Source organism: Virgibacillus ihumii (assembly GCF_902726655.1).
Classification (GTDB): Bacteria; Bacillota; Bacilli; order Bacillales; family Amphibacillaceae; genus Lentibacillus; species Lentibacillus ihumii.
The window spans coordinates 987,065-1,008,372 of the sequence record NZ_CACVAN010000001.1 but is presented as its reverse complement, the minus strand read 5'-3'; the positions used below and the strand labels follow the sequence as shown (position 1 = coordinate 1,008,372).

25 protein-coding genes and 2 riboswitches are annotated in these 21,308 nt (G+C 39.7%); of the genes, 13 read left to right on the top strand and 12 right to left on the bottom strand.

Annotated elements, in window-relative coordinates; translation table 11 throughout:
* The first annotated feature begins 18 nt into the window (after nt 1-18).
* Nucleotides 19-648 carry an MBL fold metallo-hydrolase gene (locus HUX68_RS05030; protein WP_174613800.1) on the top strand — a complete coding sequence of 210 codons (630 nt, stop codon included), beginning with the start codon at nt 19-21 and terminating at the stop codon, nt 646-648.
* Nucleotides 649-831: 183 nt separating this feature from the next.
* Here the strand turns inward: HUX68_RS05030 and HUX68_RS05025 are convergent, their stop codons facing one another.
* The 8 genes from HUX68_RS05025 to comGA all read right to left on the bottom strand — a co-directional run bounded on the left by HUX68_RS05025 (nt 832) and on the right by comGA (nt 5,063).
* On the bottom strand, nt 832-1,074 hold the full coding sequence (locus tag HUX68_RS05025) for a DUF2626 domain-containing protein (RefSeq protein WP_174613799.1): 243 nt from the start codon (nt 1,072-1,074) through the stop codon (nt 832-834).
* Nucleotides 1,075-1,202: 128 nt separating this feature from the next.
* Entirely contained in the window at nt 1,203-1,577 is a 375-nt protein-coding gene (locus tag HUX68_RS05020) for a competence type IV pilus minor pilin ComGG (protein WP_174613798.1), read from the bottom strand.
* Complete coding sequence (gene comGF, locus HUX68_RS05015; protein ID WP_174613797.1) at nt 1,549-2,001, bottom strand: competence type IV pilus minor pilin ComGF; 453 nt, start codon at nt 1,999-2,001, stop codon at nt 1,549-1,551. The genes HUX68_RS05020 and comGF overlap by 29 nt, the downstream gene beginning before the upstream one ends.
* Nucleotides 1,949-2,290, bottom strand: a complete 342-nt coding sequence (comGE, locus tag HUX68_RS05010) for a competence type IV pilus minor pilin ComGE (protein WP_174613796.1) — start codon at nt 2,288-2,290, stop codon at nt 1,949-1,951. Before comGE ends, comGF begins: the two co-directional genes overlap by 53 nt.
* Entirely contained in the window at nt 2,280-2,705 is a 426-nt protein-coding gene (gene comGD / locus HUX68_RS05005) for a competence type IV pilus minor pilin ComGD (protein WP_174613795.1), read from the bottom strand. The genes comGE and comGD overlap by 11 nt, the downstream gene beginning before the upstream one ends.
* Nucleotides 2,705-3,025: a competence type IV pilus major pilin ComGC gene (comGC, locus tag HUX68_RS05000; RefSeq protein WP_174613794.1), complete on the bottom strand. Its 321-nt coding sequence runs from the start codon at nt 3,023-3,025 to the stop codon at nt 2,705-2,707. Before comGC ends, comGD begins: the two co-directional genes overlap by 1 nt.
* A 12-nt stretch (nt 3,026-3,037) precedes the next feature.
* Entirely contained in the window at nt 3,038-4,093 is a 1,056-nt protein-coding gene (gene comGB, locus HUX68_RS04995; protein ID WP_174613793.1) for a competence type IV pilus assembly protein ComGB, read from the bottom strand.
* Entirely contained in the window at nt 4,050-5,063 is a 1,014-nt protein-coding gene (comGA, locus tag HUX68_RS04990; RefSeq protein ID WP_174613792.1) for a competence type IV pilus ATPase ComGA, read from the bottom strand. The genes comGB and comGA overlap by 44 nt, the downstream gene beginning before the upstream one ends.
* Before the next feature lie 92 nt (nt 5,064-5,155).
* Between comGA and HUX68_RS04985 the strand changes: the two genes are divergently transcribed.
* Together HUX68_RS04985 and HUX68_RS04980 are read left to right on the top strand one after the other, a co-directional pair.
* Entirely contained in the window at nt 5,156-5,659 is a 504-nt protein-coding gene (locus HUX68_RS04985; RefSeq protein ID WP_174613791.1) for a shikimate kinase, read from the top strand.
* 53 nt (nt 5,660-5,712) lie between these two features.
* Nucleotides 5,713-5,895, top strand: coding sequence for a YqzE family protein (locus HUX68_RS04980; RefSeq protein ID WP_174613790.1), 183 nt, complete (start codon nt 5,713-5,715; stop codon nt 5,893-5,895).
* A gap of 130 nt (nt 5,896-6,025) precedes the next feature.
* On the opposite strand, the gene HUX68_RS04975 is transcribed toward HUX68_RS04980, so the two are convergent.
* The gene (locus tag HUX68_RS04975) at nt 6,026-6,802 is read right to left on the bottom strand and encodes a YqhG family protein (protein ID WP_174613789.1); all 777 of its coding nucleotides are present in this window, start codon (nt 6,800-6,802) and stop codon (nt 6,026-6,028) included.
* Complete coding sequence (locus tag HUX68_RS04970; RefSeq protein ID WP_174613788.1) at nt 6,792-8,444, bottom strand: DEAD/DEAH box helicase; 1,653 nt, start codon at nt 8,442-8,444, stop codon at nt 6,792-6,794. The genes HUX68_RS04975 and HUX68_RS04970 overlap by 11 nt, the downstream gene beginning before the upstream one ends.
* Before the next feature lie 141 nt (nt 8,445-8,585).
* Nucleotides 8,586-8,674: riboswitch (glycine riboswitch) on the top strand.
* A 3-nt stretch (nt 8,675-8,677) separates the two neighbouring features.
* Nucleotides 8,678-8,777, top strand: a riboswitch (glycine riboswitch).
* 59 nt (nt 8,778-8,836) lie between these two features.
* Here HUX68_RS04970 and gcvT point away from each other — a divergent pair.
* Genes gcvT through gcvPB form a run of 3 tightly spaced genes read left to right on the top strand, consistent with a single transcriptional unit; the run spans nt 8,837 to nt 12,770 of the window.
* A complete protein-coding gene (gcvT, locus tag HUX68_RS04965) occupies nt 8,837-9,943 on the top strand; it encodes a glycine cleavage system aminomethyltransferase GcvT (RefSeq protein WP_174613787.1) in 1,107 nt (368 codons plus the stop codon).
* 12 nt (nt 9,944-9,955) lie between these two features.
* Nucleotides 9,956-11,305 carry an aminomethyl-transferring glycine dehydrogenase subunit GcvPA gene (gcvPA, locus tag HUX68_RS04960; protein WP_174613786.1) on the top strand — a complete coding sequence of 450 codons (1,350 nt, stop codon included), beginning with the start codon at nt 9,956-9,958 and terminating at the stop codon, nt 11,303-11,305.
* Nucleotides 11,298-12,770: an aminomethyl-transferring glycine dehydrogenase subunit GcvPB gene (gene gcvPB, locus HUX68_RS04955; protein ID WP_174613785.1), complete on the top strand. Its 1,473-nt coding sequence runs from the start codon at nt 11,298-11,300 to the stop codon at nt 12,768-12,770. Before gcvPA ends, gcvPB begins: the two co-directional genes overlap by 8 nt.
* Nucleotides 12,771-12,904: 134 nt before the next feature.
* Here gcvPB and HUX68_RS04950 read toward each other — a convergent pair whose 3' ends face one another.
* Complete coding sequence (locus tag HUX68_RS04950) at nt 12,905-13,270, bottom strand: rhodanese-like domain-containing protein (RefSeq protein ID WP_174613784.1); 366 nt, start codon at nt 13,268-13,270, stop codon at nt 12,905-12,907.
* Nucleotides 13,271-13,615: 345 nt separating this feature from the next.
* Between HUX68_RS04950 and HUX68_RS04945 the strand changes: the two genes are divergently transcribed.
* From HUX68_RS04945 to HUX68_RS04935, 3 genes are all read left to right on the top strand, one after another.
* Complete coding sequence (locus tag HUX68_RS04945; protein ID WP_174613783.1) at nt 13,616-16,180, top strand: vitamin B12-dependent ribonucleotide reductase; 2,565 nt, start codon at nt 13,616-13,618, stop codon at nt 16,178-16,180.
* A gap of 179 nt (nt 16,181-16,359) precedes the next feature.
* The gene (gene mntR / locus HUX68_RS04940; RefSeq protein WP_174613782.1) at nt 16,360-16,779 is read left to right on the top strand and encodes a transcriptional regulator MntR; all 420 of its coding nucleotides are present in this window, start codon (nt 16,360-16,362) and stop codon (nt 16,777-16,779) included.
* A gap of 75 nt (nt 16,780-16,854) precedes the next feature.
* Entirely contained in the window at nt 16,855-17,742 is an 888-nt protein-coding gene (locus tag HUX68_RS04935; RefSeq protein ID WP_174613781.1) for a patatin-like phospholipase family protein, read from the top strand.
* 13 nt (nt 17,743-17,755) lie between these two features.
* On the opposite strand, the gene HUX68_RS04930 is transcribed toward HUX68_RS04935, so the two are convergent.
* Nucleotides 17,756-18,130, bottom strand: coding sequence for an SA1362 family protein (locus tag HUX68_RS04930; RefSeq protein WP_246206612.1), 375 nt, complete (start codon nt 18,128-18,130; stop codon nt 17,756-17,758).
* A gap of 276 nt (nt 18,131-18,406) precedes the next feature.
* On the opposite strand from HUX68_RS04930, the gene HUX68_RS04925 reads away from it, so the two are divergent.
* From HUX68_RS04925 to efp, 4 genes are all read left to right on the top strand, one after another.
* Nucleotides 18,407-18,916, top strand: coding sequence for a YqhR family membrane protein (locus HUX68_RS04925; protein WP_174613780.1), 510 nt, complete (start codon nt 18,407-18,409; stop codon nt 18,914-18,916).
* 82 nt (nt 18,917-18,998) lie between these two features.
* The gene (aroQ, locus tag HUX68_RS04920; RefSeq protein WP_174613779.1) at nt 18,999-19,427 is read left to right on the top strand and encodes a type II 3-dehydroquinate dehydratase; all 429 of its coding nucleotides are present in this window, start codon (nt 18,999-19,001) and stop codon (nt 19,425-19,427) included.
* Nucleotides 19,428-19,524: 97 nt separating this feature from the next.
* On the top strand, nt 19,525-20,586 hold the full coding sequence (locus tag HUX68_RS04915; protein ID WP_174613778.1) for a M24 family metallopeptidase: 1,062 nt from the start codon (nt 19,525-19,527) through the stop codon (nt 20,584-20,586).
* An 18-nt stretch (nt 20,587-20,604) separates the two neighbouring features.
* Nucleotides 20,605-21,162, top strand: a complete 558-nt coding sequence (efp, locus tag HUX68_RS04910; protein WP_174613777.1) for an elongation factor P — start codon at nt 20,605-20,607, stop codon at nt 21,160-21,162.
* The last annotated feature ends 146 nt before the right edge of the window (nt 21,163-21,308 follow it).

Here is a 21,308-nt window from a genome sequence, read left to right as displayed (position 1 = left end):
TTTTATGGAGGTTTTGCAATGAATATAAAAGGGTTATCACTTGGACCGCTTGGAACAAACTGTTATATCATCTACCATGATAAAGAAGCATTGGTGATTGATCCGGGTGGAGATGCTGAGTCTGTTATTACCTTTTTAAATGAGAAGGAGATAAAGCCTCTGGCGATCCTGCTGACCCACGCACATTTTGACCATATCGGCGGTGTTGAATCATTAAGAGATACCTATGATATTAATGTGTACATTCATTCGCTGGAGGATGACTGGCTGGAAGATCCGAATTTGAATGGATCGAAATTATTTATGGGAAATGAGATTCAAACCAGGAAAGCTGAAGTTTATTTAGAACCAGGGAAACTACAGATAGGCGGCTTTTCATTTGAGATAATACATACGCCTGGCCATTCACCCGGAAGCGTCAGTCTCGTTTTTCATGGACAGCAAACTGTCATTGGTGGTGACGTATTATTTAATCGCGGAATAGGCAGAACAGATTTGCCCGGTGGAGATGTAAAACAATTGGAAAACAGCATTAGAAATTCATTATACAAATTACCTGAAACATATACGGTTCTTCCAGGTCACGGACCCAAAACGACTATTGGGAATGAAATGCAGCATAATCCGTTTTTCCCGTTGGATGGATAAGTATAAAAAAACCCTTCTTAATCCAAGAAGGGTTTTTAGGGGGATGTGCTCTGTTCTGTGTTGCTTAGGGATAAAAAGTTAAGCTACGTTTACAACTATACTGGGATTCCGAAAACATGTCAATAAACATACTGTTAAAAAATAAAAAAACCCTGCAAAAAATATGTAAGCAGGGTTTTCTGATTAATGCCCGAATCCAGGAACCAATATGAATTCTGAATACCAGGTAAATCCAACTAAAAATAATGTACAATAAGCTCCGAAAAGATACATATACATGCGTTCAGATAATTTCAAGTAGCCTACTGCAAGGAAAAATGCTGTTTGAACAAGAAACAGTAACGACAGGTTTGTCATTTCGCCGATATAGAACATTACTGTGAAAATAGCTGTCCAAAAAGCAAGGACACGAAACATCCGATCCATATTTTCCCCTCCTTCTGGTAACCTTATCATAGTTATTATAAACGACCAACTGAATAATGTAAATAAAACTGTTGAAACAAATACGGCTTTTGGGAACCTTTCCTGTAGTTTCGTTCAGTTTTATTAAATTATTCATGATCTGCAACTAATCGATGAGGAAGTGAAATAACAGTTTTACGGTTGGTTGTAATCGTAAAATAAAGATGGTGCTCGCCGGTTGTTAATTTTTTATATTTAATCTCCACATCACCATCGGGGAAATGATAAGTTACCGGACTTTCAGACAAGTTATGATCTCGCAGGTGTTCACTGAATTTAGCACGCCCCATTTGGAATAACGTTTCAATCTTAAGCTGTTCTGTCTGGCTCTCCGATATCCGGATTTCATTTTGATAAAGCTGGATGCTGGCGGTTATAGTAATGATAACAAGAGCTGCGATGAATAAAACATATGGTAAAATAAACCCATTATGATCAGTGATAAAAGCGAATCGTTTTTTCATATTGTTCCCCTTGCTTTGTCATTAAAAATACATGGACCCCATTGCGGACTTTTTTAAAATTAACTTCTTGTACTTCTCTCAAAAAAATTTCGTGCCCTTGTCCATCGACCTGTCGGCGGATGAGGTCATTGTACTTTTCAAATGTCACGATAGAGTCGTTATAATGATGCAGGCTAATTGCTTCGGAATGAACCATTATAACATCGGTCGAGGCAATGACATCATCCCGCAGGAAGTAAAAAAACTGCTGGACAGACATTGCATCATAGTTGGTGGAGTAGGTGATTGATTTTGTTAGAAACGCGATAAGCGGCAATGTCAGGAAGATAACTGTTATCATCAATAATACGGAGATAAACGTAAAACCTTTCTCATTTGGATGTGTATCCATATAAACATGATCGTTGCTGTTTGTTTTTAGCATTTTTCCATTCTGCACACCCTTTCAGTAATGAATTTTCGACGGTGAATCCAATGGAAACTGGAGTTCTGCCAACATTTATGGTATAAGCTGCAATGGGGATTGTATCACCGTTCATTAACATTATTTGCAATTCTTCATGTAAACTGTTCAATACTTCTTGTTTCTGATGAAGGATATCACGATGCAGCATGATGGTTGACTTGATGGGAATGAACGTTGTAATGACTGTTACAAGAATGGATAGGGCAACCAAAGTTTCAATTAGAGAAAAACCTTTGTTATTCCGCAACATAGCACCTGCCTTTGCCAAATGGACATATAAGTTTATATCTTTTTTGTGACGTATGGATGATGATAGTGCCAGGTTGATTGATCAGACCATCATCATTAAATGAAATTTGCTTTAAGGTGGTATCATTTATTCGCCAGTCATCCGGTATATCACGTTTGATGATTACATTACCGGTTATGCTTTTGATGGTGTAACGGGTGTTGTTTTCGAAACTGAGATGGTACGGACTTCTTGATCCATACGAAAGGTTCTGCAAATATAAAATATCCATTTGCATCGTTTTTAAAAATTGCTTCTCGACTTGTTTTTCAAGTGTTGAAACATGAATTGGGGCACTCAGGAGCAGCAGGATCGACAGGATTGCTAGTACAAACAGCACCTCAAGCAGCGTAAATCCGTTTTTCGTACGCATTATTCATTGGGTATAGGGGCACTTACGGTTCCATCAGAATTCAAAGTGAGGTCGGTGCCGTCCGGACATTCTTTTTGATCTTCAGTAATATAATCACCTACTAATTCGCTGATAGTAGTGGGGTAAGCATCTGTGTCAATATAATACGCATCCACTTGAGCCTGAACCAATCCAACCAGCGCTTCACATCCAGTTTCATTAACCTCCTTACTTTTATCACCCAGGTTTGGAACAATCAAAATAATCAGCACCGAAATAATCATCAGTACAATCAACATCTCAATCAATGTAAATCCTTTTTGATTTTTAAAAAACTTCATCAATATCATCTCCTAAATGGTTTTTATAAGTTGAAACATTGGCCACATTAATGTGACATAAATTAAGACAATAAAGCTTGCTAAAATCAGAAAGAAGGCAGGCTGAAGATAGGTCAGTACCTTCATGATTTTACGATTCAATTCTTCGGTTAAAACAGCCGCATACATATCCAGGTCTTTTTCCAAGGCATTCGCATCTGCATTTTTTTGAAAAATTACTGCAATCTGTTTGTCGATGAGCGGTAAATTTTCCAGTAAATGTGTGATGTAGACGCCTTTATTCAATTCATCGGTCATAAGGGTAGAAAAATACGACAGGATGGGAAGTTTGTTTTGGTTTTGCATGACGGATAATATTTCTTTGATCGACATTCCGGTTTTCAGTAATGAACTGAAATGTGTTGCGAAAAGGAAGGAAGTATGCAGCCTTTTGTATTTCCGGTAAAAGGGAATCGAGCGGTGTATTACAATTTGTTTCTCAATACTGATTTTATCCTTCATACCTTTTGAAAAAAGTAACCCTGCAACAAGGAGTATTCCGAAGATCATCATCAATTTTATCAACACATCAATGACAATTATTAATATAACTGCTGTTGAAGAACTTCCGGAGTTGTTAAATAGGTCAATAAATGACGGCAGGACAGATTGTTTAACAAAATAGATCAGCAGCCCGAAAACAAAAAATAAAATGATTGGATAGCGTATGGTTTCTTGGAATTTTTTGGCATAACGGATTCGTTGTTCAAACATTGTATTGCATTTTTCAATACTTTGTCGTATATCACCGTTTGCTCTAATGAAGTACAGGTAAGAAGTAATTGCAGGGGAAAATCTTCCGGTTTTTTCAAGTGCTTCATCGAAAGTTCTGCCATTTTTTAGCGAGGTCATGATGGAAGATGCAACCGCATCGAGCTGTTTATCCCATTTAATAATTTCAAGTGCTTCTACCAATGTATAGCCATTGTCTAAGAGTCTCGCCAGTCGTTGTAGGAATCTAAGTTGAAGATCTTTTGACATCCTTTTATTGTTTGTTTGCCAGATAAACTTCCTCATCGATATATCCATACGCAAATGCCTTCTTTCGTAAATGATCAAATGAATGGAAATCGTTCACCAAATACTTTTCTCCAGCCAATTGTTTTTCCAGCCGCAGGCCATCCAACAGTTCCATGATTGCTGCTCTTCGGGTAACATTGTTATTTGTTATTATTGGTAAGAGTTGCAACGATGCAACTGCAATAAGCGATTGTTTCAAATCGGTTAAATTAAGACCCATCTCCAGGAGTCGATGCACCGTGCCTGCGGTATCTTTGGCATGTAGTGTACTGAGAACGAGATGGCCTGTAAGTGATGCGTCAAACGCAAACTCAGCGGTGTAGCGATCCCTGATTTCCCCGACCATAATAATATCCGGATCATGTCGCAAAGCTGCTTTTAATCCTGTTTGATAGGTAATTCCAGCTTTTTCATTCACTTGTACTTGCAGAATATCATGAATGTCTTTTTCAATGGGGTCTTCAAGTGTAATCGTCTGGTATGATTTCTCAGCAAGGATTGTCTGCAGAAGGGCATACAGGGTGGTGGTTTTACCACTTCCGGTTGGTCCTGTAAATAAAATGATTCCTGAGCGATTGCTGATCCATTTTATAATTTTACTTAATTGGGCCGGAAACAGAAAAAGCTGATCAAGTGAAAGGCTCTCTTCCTGTGGGAGTATGCGAATAGCCAGACTTTCCATATGGTGAATGGGAAGTGTGGACAGACGAAGTGAAAAGTGTTGTTCTAATGTATCATGGATTAGTGTCCCGTTTTGCGGTTTTCGGACTTCACCTATGTCCATTCCTGATGTAAACTTGTAATACGTTAGTAATGACTGGTAGTGACGGATTGGAATTGTTTTGTGAAGAATTCGTTTGCCTAAGATACGAAAGTAGATATCCGCTTTGTCAATGAAAGGATAAAAGTGGATGTCTGATGCTTGAAGCTTAACCGCTGATTGGAGAAGTTTTTCCGAAAGCGTGAAGGAATTGTTCAATCATATTTCACCTCCTTAGGGTACTATATTCGACATAAATTGATAAAATCCTTCTTTTTTATAAAAAATTTTTGGATGAGGTGTAGAATGCGATGACTATTTATTTAATTGGCTTTATGGGAAGCGGAAAAAGCACTGTTGGAATAGTGTTAGGGGAAAGGACGGAGCGGAGTTATGCAGATACCGATACAATCATCGAGACACAGTATGGGTCCATTTCAGAAATATTTCGTAACCAAGGTGAGGGTGTTTTCCGAAACCATGAATCGCAAGTATTGAAAAATGTTTCCACTGAGAAAGAAATCGTGTCAACTGGCGGTGGAATTGTTGAAAAAGAGGAGAATATTTCCTGCATGAAAGCAAATGGGGTTATTGTGCACTTACAAACATCCTTCGCTGAAATACATAATCGATTAATGGGTGATTCAGATCGACCTTTGTGGAATACTGACATTAAAAAAAAAGAAAAGCTTTTTCAGCGCAGAAATCGAATGTATCAGGCTTGTGCAGATATTACCATTTCAACCGATCATAAAAGCCCAGTTGAAATAGCCAGTGAGATTGAGGTATTACTTGATCAGTATAATAAAGAATAAACGACGAATAAGTCGCCGATACTATTACTACTTCCAATCAAAGAGGTGGTATCATGAATGGTAATGAATACATCAAGTTCATGACACAGGAGTTTACCTCATTTATTGATTCGACATCTGAAGAGAGGAAAACACGCAGATCCAAACGAAGAACGGAACCATCTGTATACTCAAGCAAATGGTTGGGGGTATTGCCGTTTGCTTTAAAATCTGTAATGCGAAAAGACAGTAGTTAAAACAGGCTGACATAGCGCAGCCTGTTTCTTTTGCTGTATAAGTTATTTGTAACGAACTTAGGTTTTGTAGATCACAGCATAATGACCAAAATGCTTTGTTCAAATGAAAATATTGACCTTTCAATTACCTCTATTGGGCCAGATAAATTAATCCGCCATTAATTGGTTCAAATGTAATATATGGGTCGTAGCGGTTTTTGATTTCTTCGATTTCCTTATTCATTTCTTTATCCCGGTCACCATCATCAGTTCGATAAAAATGCTTCAGCAGACTGATTTCCTCATTCATTGTTTTAATGGAATCATCAGCCCAATCATGACTTTGTTCGTGGATGTAGCCTTCCAGTACCTTTTCGATTCGATAATACCCACTTTTTGGTTTTATAATTGGTGAAATGGTATAGCAGTAATCGGAAATAGTTGTTTGCAGCGGAATGTTCTTTAATGTTTCCATCATGTCCAGCTGCATAGCACCATTGATAAGCTGAAGCCCAATTGACACCATTTCATCCCTTTTTTGTTTTCCTCTGTAGCTTATTTTCATATTAATGACGAGCCATGGAAACAGGGCAGTTTTCTGTTCATTTGTCATTTTTTGAAACAGTTTTGTATGTTGTTCATTTTGTTTTAAATGACTTGTAATTTGTTGGAGCCTTGGACTTCCAAAGTGAATCCATTCCCCTTTATTATCCCGTTTTGAATGATTGGTGATAAAAGTAAGTTCCATTGGCTGTCCGGGCTGTCCAATCTTTTTGATGTAATGCCAATAAAATGGTCGGTTCATTAGTGCCCGATCCATTTCTTCTGTAAGTTGTACATGCAGTACTCCATCACTATCCGATGATAATGTACAGTGATGAGCTGAAAAATAATCGTGCAAAAAGTTATGGAGATTTTCAATTGCCATATTGTTGCTCCTCTAGTTCATTGTTTGTGTCATTAATTACCGAAGAGAGATTATCCAGTTTAATTTTTGTTTCTCCGGTCGATGACGATTCGGAAAATATCGATTGAATTTCTGTTTCGATGTCGTTAATGTTCAATTCCGCCAGAATACTATCAAGATTTCCAATGATTTTTTCAAACAAATTAATTTTTTCGTAGAGCAGAGACATAATATGTTCTTCGACTGTATCACGGATGGCGAAGTTAAAAATCCGCACATTGTTTTCCTGACCATATCGGTGAATTCGGCCAATTCGTTGCTCCAACCGCATCGGATTCCATGGTAAATCGTAGTTTATCAGGTTGTTGCAGAATTGAAGGTTGATCCCTTCACCACCTGCTTCGGTTGCGATCAACACTTGTGCATGATTCTCAAACAGGTGTTTCATCCAATCTTTCTTACCCTTTTTAAATCCGCCTCTGAATGGAACAGATGATATCCCGTGCTGTTTTAAATACCATTGCAAATAAATTTGGGTTGCCCGGTATTCCGTGAAGATTATTATCTTTTCATCGCTCATTTGTTTGATTATGTCAAGAACCTTTTCTGCCTTTGAATGTTGCTCCAGATGAGCAATTTTTTCGGTTACCGGCTGGATCAATTTTTCATTACCATTATTTTTGACCATTTTATCAAGCGATAAATAGCACGCCTCGCGAGATGAGCACAATTCACGCAGCAATGTAATCCGGGAAAAAGGAGGAAATCCTTCCGTCATGGATTCCAGGTGATGATATGTTTCTCGTTCTTGTTCACTGAAATCCACCCATATGGTTTCAATATTTCGTTTGATGTTATCAAAGTCCGTATTTTCCCGGGTGTTTCGGATCATTACCTTTTGGATTAATTGCTTTAAATATGCATCTTGTTTTAATTTGTTTCGGTTTGTCCCGTACTGTTCCAAAAATGATTCATAATCACCGAGATGTCCGGGTTTTAGAATGGAAACAAGGTTAAATATTTCCACAAGCCGGTTTTGGACTGGTGTTGCAGTCAACAGAAGACAGTACGTTTTTTTTAATGACCGGACAAATGCGAAATTTTTTGTTTTGTGGTTTTTTAATTTATGTGCTTCATCAATCAGGATGAAGTCATAATCAATATCCAGTATGTTTTCACGATGCGGTGAACGTTTTGCCGTATCGATAGAAGAGATGATAACCGGATGATCTTCCCACTGATAATTTTTGCGGTGCACGATAGCAGGAATATAAAACTTTTCATTTAATTCCTTAGCCCATTGATTTACCAATGATGCAGGAACTAGAATCAGTGCTTTTTTCACAAGGCCGCGCAGCATGTATTCTTTTAAAATCAGGCCTGCTTCAATCGTTTTTCCCAGCCCGACTTCATCGGCAAGAATGGCACGTCCGTTCATTTCCTCAATAACTTGTGTTGCACAATTTATTTGATGCTCCAGAAAGTTGACGTGCGGCAGAAATTCAAGTGTGCGTAACCCGTTGAATGATGGTGCCATGGAAGTCAGTTCTGCCTCATAGGCCATTTTAAAAAGTTTCCATGTTGAGAGATTTCCGCCGCGATCTAAAGTCTCCTGGAAGGTATCGATAAAACTGGAATCTTTCTCAATTCTGATAGCTTTCATAATCCACTTCCTTTTCAAAAATGAATTGTTCATAAGTCTACTTCTGTATCATTTCTTATGATATAATGAATGCAATATAAAATAGAAATTTCCGTTTGTATGATACATATTATAACCAAATAAGCAATTTTCATTATGCGAATGAATACAAGGGGAGAGTTTACTTTTCAGTAACGCCGAAGGAGCAAACTTTATGTGAATCTCTCAGGCAAAAAGACTCTTGTAGGACGCAGCTCTGGAGAGAGTTTACTATTCGTAAACCACCAACGAAGCAAGCACATATAATCCTGAAACCGATTTAAATGTGTGCAACTTTCTGGTCAAAGGACAGAGATTTCCTGATTTTGTATCAGCGAAATCTCTATTTTAATGCATAAAAAGGAGTGGATGATATGAGTGATTTAAAACGAACGCCATTATTCCCGGAATATGAGAAACTGGGAGGCAAGACAGTCGATTTTGGCGGTTGGGACTTGCCCGTTCAATTCAACGGCATTAAACATGAACACGAAGTCACCAGAACAAAAGCGGGGTTATTTGATGTATCACATATGGGAGAGATAGTTGTGAAGGGGCCAGAAAGTCTGCCATTCCTGCAGAAGGTTATGACGAATGATATCTCCAAATTGACCCCAAAACGTGCTCAGTATACATTCATGTGTTATGAAGATGGCGGTACGGTCGATGACCTGATTGTGTACATGCTTGATGAAGATTTCTATTTGCTTGTCGTGAATGCAGCGAATACGGAAAAAGATTTTGAGTGGCTGAATAAACAAAACAATAACGGTGCGGAAATCAAAAATGTATCATCTGATTATGTTCAACTAGCACTGCAGGGCCCTGATGCGGAAGCAGTTCTGCAAAAGTTAACCGATACAGATTTAAGCGGTATTAAATTTTTCCGTTTTGAAAATCCTGTGGCTTTCTCCGGTGTTGAAAAAGATGCAATCGTATCACGGACCGGTTATACGGGGGAAGATGGATTTGAAATCTATATTGATGCTGGTTCCGGCAGGGATTTATGGAATCAAATCTTTGAGGCAGGTAAGGATTTTGGAGTTGAACCGATCGGTCTGGGTGCAAGGGACACACTGCGCTTTGAAGCAAAACTGGCGTTGTATGGACAGGAACTGTCAAAAGATATCACACCTGTTGAAGCGGGAATGAAGTTTGCCGTCAAAATAAATAAGGATTCTGATTTTATCGGGAAAGCAAAACTGGCCGAACAAATTGAGAACGGTGCAGACCGAAAACTGGTCGGTATTGAAATGATAGATAAAGGAATTCCACGTACCGGATACCAAGTGTATAAAGATGAAAAAGAGGCGGGATTTGTTACTTCCGGCACACAGTCACCAACACTGCAAAAAAATGTTGGGTTAGCACTAGTCAAAACTGAATTTGCTGAGCTTGGCACGGAATTGGAAGTTCAGGTTCGGAAACGCAAATTAAAAGCAGAAGTTGTTAAAACACCATTTTACAAGCGTGATAAATAAGGAGGGGATTACATGGAATTTCGTTATTTGCCGATGACAGCAGATGATAAGCAGCAAATGCTGGATACAATAGGTGTTGACAGCACAGAAGCATTATTTTCTGATATCCCGGATAAAATCCGGTTTAAAAATGAGCTTAATCTGAAAAAGCCAGCAAATGAAGCACAATTGAAAAAAGAACTGTCTTTAATGGCGAACAAAAATGCAAATCTTACCGAGTACACATCCTTTTTAGGAGCTGGTGTGTACGATCATTTTATTCCGTCGGTTGTCGATCATGTCATTTCAAGATCGGAATTTTACACTGCTTATACACCGTACCAGCCTGAAATATCACAGGGTGAACTGCAGGCAATCTTTGAATTCCAGACGATGATTTGTGAATTGACTGGGATGGATGTGGCAAATTCCTCCATGTATGATGGTGGAACAGCGTTGGCTGAAGCTGTAACGTTAAGTGCCGGCCAGACAAAACGCAAAAAAATCCTTGTATCCAAAGCAATTCATCCTGAATCACGTGCAGTAATTGATACGTATGCAAAAGGGCCGCATCTCGAGGTTGTGGAAATTGACCATCAGGATGGCAAAACAGACCTGGAACAGTTGAAAAATGAATTAGACGAAAACACAGCGAGTGTTGTCATGCAATATCCGAACTTTTTTGGACAGGTTGAACCATTGGAAGAGATAAATAATATTATCAGACAGCAGAAAAAGACAATGTTTATTGTGTCCAGCAATCCGTTATCACTTGGATATTTGACACCACCTGGAGATTTTGGTGCGGATATTGTTGTCGGTGATACGCAAGTGTTTGGTATACCGGCACAATTTGGCGGACCTCACTGCGGTTATTTTGCAACAACGGATAAGTTGAAGCGTAAAGTTCCCGGCCGGCTGGTGGGACAAACAACAGATGAAGATGGTGTCCGCGGATTTGTTCTGACCCTGCAGGCTCGTGAACAGCACATCAGACGTGATAAGGCAACATCCAATATTTGCTCGAACCAGGCATTGAATGCGCTGGCAAGTTCAGTGGCAATGAGTTCAATAGGCAAGCATGGCATCCGGAAAATGGCGGTATTGAATATGCAAAAGGCTCGTTATGCGAAGCAGCAGCTTGAAAATAACGGCATTTCATTAGTATTTGCCGGTCCATTTTTTAATGAATTGGTAGTCAAGCTTGCAGATGACCCAGAAGCTGTAAACGAGCAGCTGCTTGAGAAGGGAATTATTGGCGGGGATGATCTCGGCAAAGAATATCCGGGACTGAAAGGGGATATGTTAGTTGCGGGAACAGAAATTCGGACAAAAGAAGAAATTGATACTTTTGTGAAAGAATTGGGGGATATCCATGGCTAATACAGATTTTCCATTGATTTTTGAACGCAGCAAAGAGGGGCGAACAAGTTACAGTTTTCCGGAACTGGATGTACCTGAAACGGACCTTGACAGTGAATTTGAAGACACGTATGTACGCCGGGATGCACCTGATTTACCGGAAATAAGTGAATTGGAAATAATGCGTCATTATACTGCTCTATCGAATCGGAACTATGGTGTTGACTCCGGTTTTTATCCGCTTGGATCGTGTACGATGAAATACAATCCAAAGATTAATGAAGATGTTGCAAGGCTGCCCGGATTCAGTCATATTCATCCATTGCAGGGTGAAAAAACTGTCCAGGGCGCCATGGAAATGATGTATGATTTGCAAGAGTCATTAAAGGAAATAACGGGAATGCACGAGGTTTCACTCCAGCCTTCAGCAGGTGCTCAAGGTGAATGGACCGGTCTAATGATGATACGCGCATTTCATGAAGCAAACGGGGATTATAACCGGACACAGGTAGTGGTACCGGATTCAGCGCACGGGACTAATCCTGCTTCAGCTAAAGTCGCCGGTTTTGATGCTGTAACGGTAAAAACGAACGAACACGGCCTTGTTGATTTGGAGGATTTGAAGCGGGTTGTCAGTGAGGAAACTGCTGCACTTATGCTGACGAATCCCAACACGCTTGGGCTGTTCGAGACGGAAATTCTGGAAATGGCCGAAGTCATCCATGGTGTCGGCGGCAAATTGTACTATGATGGAGCCAATTTGAATGCTATTATGGGCTATACGCGTCCCGGCGATATGGGCTTCGATGTTGTGCATCTGAATCTGCACAAGACGTTTACAGGTCCACACGGTGGTGGAGGCCCTGGTTCTGGTCCGGTCGGTGTGTCGGATGAGCTGGCAGCCTTTTTGCCAAAACCACTGCTGGTGAAACGGGACAATGAATATCTGTTCGATTATGACCGTCCACAGTCAATTGGTCGGGTTAAACCATACTATGGCAACTTTGGTATAAATCTTCGGGCATACACTTATATCCGGACAATGGGTGCAGAAGGTTTGAAGAAAGTTAGTGAATATGCGGTCCTTAATGCAAACTATATGATGCGGAAACTGGAGAAGGAATATGCTTTGCCATACCCGCAGCACTGTAAACATGAATTTGTATTATCCGGAAAAAAGCAGAAGAAATTAGGAGTTCGTACACTTGATATTGCCAAACGTCTGCTTGACTATGGCTATCATCCACCAACCATTTACTTCCCGTTGAACGTTGAGGAGGCATTGATGGTTGAGCCGACAGAAACCGAAGCGAAAGAAACCCTGGATGGTTTCATTGATACTATGCTTTCCATTTCAGATGAGGCCAAGAATGATCCGGAGCTTGTTCAGGAAGCACCTCATAATACCATCGTAAAACGGATGGATGAGACAACGGCAGCAAGAAAACCGATATTGCGTTATCAGAAAGAAAAAAATAATGGTTAGGATTTGTTAATCTTTACTCCATAGAAATGGCAACTGCCCCTATACTGTTGGGTAGTTGCCATTTTACTGCATCTGTCGTATACAATGTAATAACTTACGATAAAAGAAAATGAACAGGAAAAATTCCTGTCCATTTATTTAATCTTTCCTGACCATTTTTTAAATCCGCCTTTAAGCTGACTAATATCCCCATACCCCTTTTTATGGAGCAGTTGTGCAGCCCTTGCTGATCTGGAACCGCTTTGACAATAAAGATACACCGGCTTGTCTTTTCTCAGTTCGATAAGACGCTGCTTCATCTGGGTAAGCGGTATGTTACGTGCTCCAAGGATGTGACCTTTTTTAAATTCTTGAGGCTCCCGCACATCAATTAGTTGAGCTTTGCGATAACCTTCACGAAATTGATCTTCCGTCAAAGTTTTTAAGAAATTTCGTTGTCTAAAGAATCTGAACATCAGAAATCCAAAAACGATTACTAGTGCAATTACCAAAAATTCCATTTCCGATCCCCCGTATTTCTCTTTTGTGTCTATTCTATTATATGGTGGAATGGTGTATTTTTCAAAGTATTTTACTTAGCAGATGGAATTTTGTCGGTATACGCTATTTCAGATGAAGTTGCAAACTACAAAATTGTTATAAAATGCATAAATATGTTCAGCTAGCTTTTTTATACTTAATTTTCTACAGTTTATTGTTGTTTTTCTTGTGTTGACAATTTGAGCGATTTTCGCTCAATTCACCATATATAGTGTTCGTTAAAAAATACGAGTACTATATATTGTTTTTATAAGGTAGTGTATGGTATGTTTATAACAACAAGAAATTAGCAAGGGGCGATGGATATGTCGATTGCTGTAGAAAAGAGCAGAAACATCGATTTGCAAACATTAAATGAGGATATCAAATTATTCCCGCAGGTTCATCCTGTGACAGACGACATGAAACTGACACATAAGGGAGTGTCGCGGTTAGTCATGCTGGACAGGTACGCCTTTAAGGATACGGAGAAAAAAACATTGAAAGCAGGAGATTTTGTAGTCCTTACAGTGAAGGCAGACCCTAAATTCCCTGCACGTGGATTAGGATATGTGAAATCTGTGAATTGGTCAAGCAAACAGGCAAAAATAAAAGTTGATGCAGAATTTTCATCTGTATTGGACGATGAAGAGGAAGCATCATCCGGAATTGTTACCCGGCCATTGGATGTAATTGACAAACCATTGGAGATTTTTTATGAGCAAATTGCCAAAAGAAATGCTACCGGACTTGCAAACGTGGAAACATCAGATGAGAAACAAGCGAAATGGTTTGAAAAATTTAATGATGAGCTAAGCAGCATGAATTTCATCCCGGCAGGCCGTGTACTATATGGAGCTGGTGCTGAGACGGATGTAACGTATTTTAATTGTTATGTTATGCCCTATATCCGGGACTCACGGGAAGGTATTTCTGATCACCGCAAACAGGTTATGGAAATAATGTCACGGGGTGGCGGGGTAGGAACGAATGGTTCGACTTTAAGGCCCCGAAACACACTGGCAAGAGGTGTTAACGGTAAATCATCCGGGTCAGTCTCGTGGCTTGATGACATTGCCAAGCTTACACACCTGGTGGAACAGGGCGGTTCAAGACGGGGCGCTCAAATGATTATGCTGGTAGATTCACACCCGGACGTAATGGAGTTCATTATCTCCAAAATGCAGAACCCGAGAATCCTCCGTTATCTGATTGAGAATACCGAGGATGAACAAATAAAGCGATTAGCGCAGGAAAAACTGAAGTTCACACCGCTTACGGAAACAGAATCTGATCTGTATCAGGGGATACTTAATTATCGTTCCATCCCTGGACAAGGTGGGTTTACACAGGCGGCGTTTAAAGAGGCGGAACAGAAACTGCTGACTGGCGGGACGTATTCGGTTCACAATCCCGAGTTTCTTACCGGTGCAAATATTTCCGTTTGCATTACAAAAGATTTGATGGATGCAATCGAAAATGATGAAATGTATGAGCTGCGCTTTCCTGACGTGGAAAATTACTCACCGGAGGAGATGACGGCATATAATGAAAAATGGCATGAAATCGGCGATGTTCGGAAATGGGAAGAAATGGGATACGGAGTTCGTGTTTACAACAGAGTACCGGCTCGTGAATTATGGAATCTGATTAACATTTGTGCCACATATTCCGCAGAGCCGGGGATTTTCTATATTGATAATGCCAACGAGATGACGAATGCAAGAGCGTATGGAGATCAGGTTGTTGCAACCAACCCATGTGGAGAACAGCCACTGGCACCGTATTCCGTATGTAATCTTGCAGCAGTTAACCTAGCAGAAATGGCCGATAAAGAAACGAACCAGGTAAACTTTGAAAAATTAAAACAAACCGTAAAAACCGGTGTTCGAATGCAGGATAATGTGATTGATGCAACGCCATATTTTTTGGAGGAAAACAAAAAGCAGGCGCTTGGTGAACGTCGGGTTGGCCTTGGCGTAATGGGTCTTCATGATCTGTTGATATACTGCCAAACTGAATACGGGTCCACGGAAGGAAATAAACTGGTTGACCAAATTTTTGAAGCAATTGCGACGACTGCATATCGTGAATCGATTGAGTTAGCGAAGGAAAAAGGAAGTTTTCCTTTTCTGACAGGAAAGACGGATGATGAAACCAGATCATTACGCGAAGCATTTATCAATACAGGCTACATGAAGAAGATGCCGGAAGATATCAGGCAGAATATATTGGACCATGGGATTCGTAACTCACACTTGCTAACAGTGGCTCCAACTGGATCCACCGGTACGATGGTTGGTGTATCAACCGGACTAGAACCATATTTTTCTTTTTCTTACTACAGAAGCGGACGGCTTGGCAAATTTATTGAGGTGAAAGCGGATATCGTTGAAGAGTACCTTGGTCGAAATCAGAAAGACGATACGGAAAATTTACCGGATTTCTTTGTGACAGCAATGGATCTAGCGCCGGAAGCACACGCTGATACACAATGCGTGATCCAGCGTTGGGTGGACAGTTCCATTTCCAAAACAGTTAATGCTCCGAAAGGATATACAGTGGACCAGGTTGAGAAAGTTTACCGCAGATTATATAACGGTGGAGCAAAAGGCGGTACGGTCTATGTTGATGGAAGTCGGGATACGCAAGTTCTGACATTGAAGGCTGAAGAAAACTCATTTGGTGAACAAACCGAACTCTTTGATGAGGATACAGAGAAGCCGAAAGTTGTGCTGATGGATACAATTCAGGAATTAGATAAGACCAATGTCACCATCGGCTCAGAAGTCGGTGATACGTGTCCGGTTTGTCGAAAGGGCAGTGTGGAAGATATTGGTGGTTGTAACACCTGTACGAGCTGCGGAGCCCAGCTAAAATGCGGATTATAAGCAATAAAGAGGGACGGAAATTTTCCGTTCCTTTTTTTGGCAGGTTCATAACTACCTTGCTATCCGACAAATGAAGTGACTTATCTTAAGTTTGCCTAAAATTTGTATATCTTGTATGCTTTTATTAAGAAACATTGTTGCATAAACTAAAAAATTATTCATTGAAGCGAGCTGATTACATGCCAACACCAAGTATGGAAGATTATATTGAACAGATATACAATCTTATTGAGTCAAAAGGTTATGCACGCGTATCGGATATTGCTGAAGCACTGGAAGTCCATCCGTCATCAGTGACAAAAATGGTGCAAAAACTGGATAAAGATGAATATTTGAACTATGAGAAATACAGAGGATTCATTTTAACTGCAAAGGGCAAAAAAATTGGTGAACGTCTCGTATTCCGACATGAATTATTGGAAGATTTCCTTGCGATCATCGGAGTGGATGAAGATAAAATTTATGAAGATGTGGAAGGTATCGAACACCATCTGAGCTGGACTTCAATTGATCGGATAGGTGATCTGGTCCAGTATTTCAAAGAAAATGAGGAACGAATCACTGAATTGCGAAAAGTTCAACTGAATAAAGAAAAATGATTTATATTGTCCATTAGTTCTAAACCAGCTGTCGTTTTCTTAAAATGGTAGAAAGCACATCTGGGAGGTAACTTCATGAAAATTGATGCTGTTTTTTCCGGCGGGGGAGTAAAAGCATATGCGCTTATTGGTGCATTACAAAGTATTGATGACAAAAGCCTGGCATTTGAACGTGTTGCCGGAACTTCTGCAGGAGCGATAATGGCTGCATTCATTGCTGCGGGTTATCGCACGAATGAAGTCGGTGAACTAATCCAGGATTTGGATATTCAAAAGCTTTTGGATCCGCCAAAAATCAGTTCAATCATTCCAATTTCGAAGTGGCTTTTTCTGTACTTTCGTATGGGGTTGTATAAAGGAGACAAACTGGAAAAATGGCTGTATGCCAAATTGGGAAATAAAGATATTTATACCTTTAATGATTTAAAAAAGGGTAGTTTGAAGGTTGTTGTCAGCGATATTTCACTAGGAAAAATGGTTATAATACCTGATGACCTGCAGCGAATTTACGGAATTAACCCGAAATACTTTCCCGTTTCAAAAGCGATTCGAATGAGTGCGGGGTATCCGTATTTTTTTGTTCCGAAGAAATTACCGGGGCAATCGAAGCGAAAAAGTCTAATAGTCGATGGTGGGCTGCTCAGTAATTTTCCATTGTGGATCTTTGAAAATGAAGGAAAAGAACAGGTGCGACCTGTCCTGGGGATTAAGCTCAGTGCATATCCCGGAAAGCAGGAACCACGAAAAATCAACAATGCACTGGATATGTTTCATGCATTATTCTCTACTATGCTACAAGCACACGACGCACGCCACATATCAACATCCCATACAAATAATATTTTATTTATCCCCGTAAAACAGGTTGCCTCCATGAATTTTGCTATCAGTGACGCGGAAAAGGAGCAATTAATCAGCCAGGGTAGACAAAAGGCAGCTGAATTCTTGGAAAGATGGCCATAAAAAACCAAGCCAGTCAGAAATTAGCTTGGTCTTTTCGTTTTGATTTATTGCCATCAATTACACGCAGATGGGAAGCACGTTTGTGTTTCCTTTTTTTTGGTTGAACAGGTTTGGAGCTTTTGGATGATTTATACTTTGGTTTTGCCTTTGTGTTCGCATACTTTGCCTTGGACTGTTTGACCGCCTGTTTAAATTTTCTGGAGTCACTTGTTGGATTACGTTTCCTTATAAGAAAAAAATAGGCGAGCGCGGAAATTGCGGCACCAAACACTAGCATCATAAATACCGTCGTAAGAAAGGACGCTGTATTGGTAAATAGCTGTGAAACTACTCCGATTACAGCAAGACCAATGACTGTATAAACAACGATGGAAAATTTATTATTCATCAGTACATCCTCCTTTCGCGAATTATACCCTTTATTATTTTATATACCACTTATTCCACATTTTATAGCATGATTTCTGTAATTAGTCCGCGTTACTTAAATTATTTCCTTTCAAAACCATTATATGCATTATTACTATCATTTCCCATTTATTTTAAATTAAACAATACAATTCCTTTTACTATTATTTTACTAGAAAAGTGTTTGTAAAACTAGTTTTAAAACCGATGATTTGATTTGGTTCATTTGGTAACACTACAAATGGAGGTGGAAAGAATGAAAAATGATAAAGAACTTAGTCAAAATAAGCAGGAAAAGCCTATGTCAGTAACAGCAAAATCACTGGTTACCGGATTTGCGGGTGGTTTAATCTGGAGTACCCTGGGATTAATTATGTACTTTTTCAGTTTCTCCGAAGTAGCCCCGAGAAGTTTTGTGTTACGATCCTGGAATACAGCAGAATGGACAAGTGGGTGGCTGGGCAATATTCTTTCAATTATTATTGTCGGGATACTTTCACTTATAAGTGCATTTATTTACTATGGATTGTTTCGAAAGATTAATACACTCTGGATGGGGGCCGTATTTGGAGTCGTCTTGTGGGTTATTATCTTCTTTATCCTGCAGCCAGTATATCCAAATGTACCGGATCTTGTTAATTTAAACAGTTATACAATTGTTTCAACCATCTGCCTGTTTATTCTTTATGGAACATTTATCGGTTATTCCATTTCATATGATTATGCTGACACAGTTAAAAAAGATGATGAACTTAAGGAAAACTAAAAAATTCAAACAATTATTCAAATACGGCTGTTTATGATAAACTATAGAAGTCCGAAATTATACAAGGGAATGGAATAAAGTTATGAAACGTCTTTTATTATTGAACGGCCCGAACATTAATTTGCTTGGTAAGCGGGAAAAAGAATTTTATGGTGAATATACACTGCAGCACATCGAAGAGAACATTGCCAAATTGGTTGAGGCACACGGGTTTGAATTGAACTCCCGGCAATCCAATCATGAAGGCGAGCTGGTTGATTATCTTCAGGAGGCAAATGGAAAATATGAAGGAATCATTTTTAATCCTGCTGCATACACACATACCAGTATCGCACTTCGTGATTGCATTAAGGCGATTGAAACCCCTGTGATTGAAGTACATATTTCAAATGTGCACAACAGGGAGGAATTTCGTCACTATTCAATGCTGGCGCCTGTTTGTTATGGCCAGATTGTGGGACTTGGGTATACAGGCTACCGGTTGGCTGCGATGGCATTTATAGACAAATAAGAAGGTAATACTTTAAAATTCATAAGAGTTACTAAGGCTTCGCTATATACACATCGTGAAAGCCAAGTTCTTAAAACATACGGGGAGGAATAGTGGCATGGATAAAATAGAAAAACTGCGAAAAGCGTTTCGGGAAAATGATCTGGATGCAATATTGATTACAAGTCCTTATAATAGAAGGTATATAACCAATTTCACCGGGACAGCTGGAGTGGCAATTGTCAGTAAAGATGAGGCACGATTTGTCACAGATTTTCGATACATAGAACAAGCAAACGAACAGGCTGCTGATTTCAAAATCGTTGAGCACAAACAGCCAATTCACCAGGCAATTAACGAACAATTAAAAGAATTAGGTGTTCATAAGGTTGGTTTTGAAAAAGAACATGTAACGTTCGCCACATATGAGCTGTACAAAGAATCAATGGATGTAAAGCTGGTTCCGGTAAGCGGACTGATCGAAGAACTTAGATTGATTAAAACTGCTGAGGAATTGGAAGTATTAAAACAGGCAGCAAAAATAGCGGAGGATGCTTTTACACATATTCAAGGCTATATTAAGCCAGGCGTAAAAGAGATTGATATTTCGAATGAGCTGGAATTTCACATGCGTAATCTGGGAGCTGAATCATCAAGCTTTGATACAATTGTTGCTTCCGGCTATCGCGGCGCATTGCCGCACGGTGTTGCCTCAGATAAAAAAATTCAATCCGGTGAACTGGTAACATTGGATTTCGGTGCTTATTATAATGGATATTGTTCCGACATAACACGTACAGTAGCAGTTGGGGAATTAAGTGACGAGTTGACAACGATTTATAATATTGTCCAGAAAGCACAAAAAATAGGTGTAGAGGGACTTAAACCGGGAATTACCGGAATAGAGGCCGATGCACTGACCCGGAATTATATTATCGAAAAAGGATACGGTGATTATTTTGGTCATTCCACTGGTCATGGTGTCGGATTGGAAGTTCATGAAGGACCCGGACTTTCCTTCAGATCAGAGAAAAAATTAGCACCCGGCATGGTTGTAACTGTTGAACCGGGTATTTACGTTCCTGATGTAGGCGGATGCAGGATTGAAGACGATATCGTTATCACTGAAAAGGGGTATGAACGTTTAACACTAGCTCCGAAAGAATTAATTACATTATAAGGCAGAGGAGGTTTTTGTATGATATCGGTAAATGATTTTAAAACTGGTTTAACCATTGAAGTGGAGAATGAGATATGGCAGGTTATTGATTTTCAACATGTTAAACCTGGGAAAGGTGCTGCTTTTGTTCGGTCCAAGCTACGCAATTTGCGAAATGGCAACATTCAGGAAAAAACATTTCGCGGCGGAGAAAAAGTAAACCGGGCACACATCGAAAATAATAAAATGCAATATCTTTATGGTTCCGGAGATACACACGCATTTATGGATACGAACACTTATGAGCAGCTTGAGCTGCAGACGAGCCAAATTAAAGACCAGCTGAACTATATGAAAGAGAACATGGAAGTTTCTGTTGTCATGTATGAAGGTGAAGTGCTCGGTGTTCAACTCCCGAATAATGTAGAACTGACTGTTACCGAAACAGAACCAGGTGTTAAAGGCGATACAGCTAGTGGCGGATCAAAGCCAGCTACAATGGAAACAGGCTTGATTGTGCAAGTACCATTTTTTATCAATCAAGGCGATGTACTTGTAATAAACACTTCGGATGGCAAATACGTTTCAAGGGCATAAATTTTATAGTTTTTCAAAGATGGAGAGCAGTCCAATGGGGCTGCTCTTTTTTTGCAGATAGAAAAGCTCCGCAACCAACACACTTCATACTCTTCGCTTTTGTTCTTTACGAACTCATTGTTCTGTCATATTTCATTGGGACAAAC

Bases quoted from the DNA above. Each gene is read 5' to 3' on its own strand.
- comGD (WP_174613795.1), bottom strand. From the start codon at position 2,705: ATGCGTACGAAAAACGGATTTACGCTGCTTGAGGTGCTGTTTGTACTA.
- gcvPB (WP_174613785.1), top strand. From the start codon at position 11,298: ATGGCTAATACAGATTTTCCATTGATTTTTGAACGCAGCAAAGAGGGG.
- HUX68_RS04925 (WP_174613780.1), top strand. From the start codon at position 18,407: ATGAAAAATGATAAAGAACTTAGTCAAAATAAGCAGGAAAAGCCTATG.
- comGB (WP_174613793.1), bottom strand. From the start codon at position 4,093: ATGGATATATCGATGAGGAAGTTTATCTGGCAAACAAACAATAAAAGG.
- mntR (WP_174613782.1), top strand. From the start codon at position 16,360: ATGCCAACACCAAGTATGGAAGATTATATTGAACAGATATACAATCTT.
- comGC (WP_174613794.1), bottom strand. From the start codon at position 3,025: ATGAAGTTTTTTAAAAATCAAAAAGGATTTACATTGATTGAGATGTTG.
- gcvT (WP_174613787.1), top strand. From the start codon at position 8,837: ATGAGTGATTTAAAACGAACGCCATTATTCCCGGAATATGAGAAACTG.
- HUX68_RS05025 (WP_174613799.1), bottom strand. From the start codon at position 1,074: ATGGATCGGATGTTTCGTGTCCTTGCTTTTTGGACAGCTATTTTCACA.
- efp (WP_174613777.1), top strand. From the start codon at position 20,605: ATGATATCGGTAAATGATTTTAAAACTGGTTTAACCATTGAAGTGGAG.
- aroQ (WP_174613779.1), top strand. From the start codon at position 18,999: ATGAAACGTCTTTTATTATTGAACGGCCCGAACATTAATTTGCTTGGT.
- HUX68_RS04950 (WP_174613784.1), bottom strand. From the start codon at position 13,270: ATGGAATTTTTGGTAATTGCACTAGTAATCGTTTTTGGATTTCTGATG.
- HUX68_RS04945 (WP_174613783.1), top strand. From the start codon at position 13,616: ATGTCGATTGCTGTAGAAAAGAGCAGAAACATCGATTTGCAAACATTA.
- HUX68_RS04930 (WP_246206612.1), bottom strand. From the start codon at position 18,130: ATGAATAATAAATTTTCCATCGTTGTTTATACAGTCATTGGTCTTGCT.
- HUX68_RS04980 (WP_174613790.1), top strand. From the start codon at position 5,713: ATGAATGGTAATGAATACATCAAGTTCATGACACAGGAGTTTACCTCA.
- HUX68_RS04975 (WP_174613789.1), bottom strand. From the start codon at position 6,802: ATGGCAATTGAAAATCTCCATAACTTTTTGCACGATTATTTTTCAGCT.
- comGF (WP_174613797.1), bottom strand. From the start codon at position 2,001: ATGCTAAAAACAAACAGCAACGATCATGTTTATATGGATACACATCCA.
- HUX68_RS04985 (WP_174613791.1), top strand. From the start codon at position 5,156: ATGACTATTTATTTAATTGGCTTTATGGGAAGCGGAAAAAGCACTGTT.
- HUX68_RS05020 (WP_174613798.1), bottom strand. From the start codon at position 1,577: ATGAAAAAACGATTCGCTTTTATCACTGATCATAATGGGTTTATTTTA.
- gcvPA (WP_174613786.1), top strand. From the start codon at position 9,956: ATGGAATTTCGTTATTTGCCGATGACAGCAGATGATAAGCAGCAAATG.
- HUX68_RS04935 (WP_174613781.1), top strand. From the start codon at position 16,855: ATGAAAATTGATGCTGTTTTTTCCGGCGGGGGAGTAAAAGCATATGCG.
- HUX68_RS04970 (WP_174613788.1), bottom strand. From the start codon at position 8,444: ATGAAAGCTATCAGAATTGAGAAAGATTCCAGTTTTATCGATACCTTC.
- HUX68_RS04915 (WP_174613778.1), top strand. From the start codon at position 19,525: ATGGATAAAATAGAAAAACTGCGAAAAGCGTTTCGGGAAAATGATCTG.
- HUX68_RS05030 (WP_174613800.1), top strand. From the start codon at position 19: ATGAATATAAAAGGGTTATCACTTGGACCGCTTGGAACAAACTGTTAT.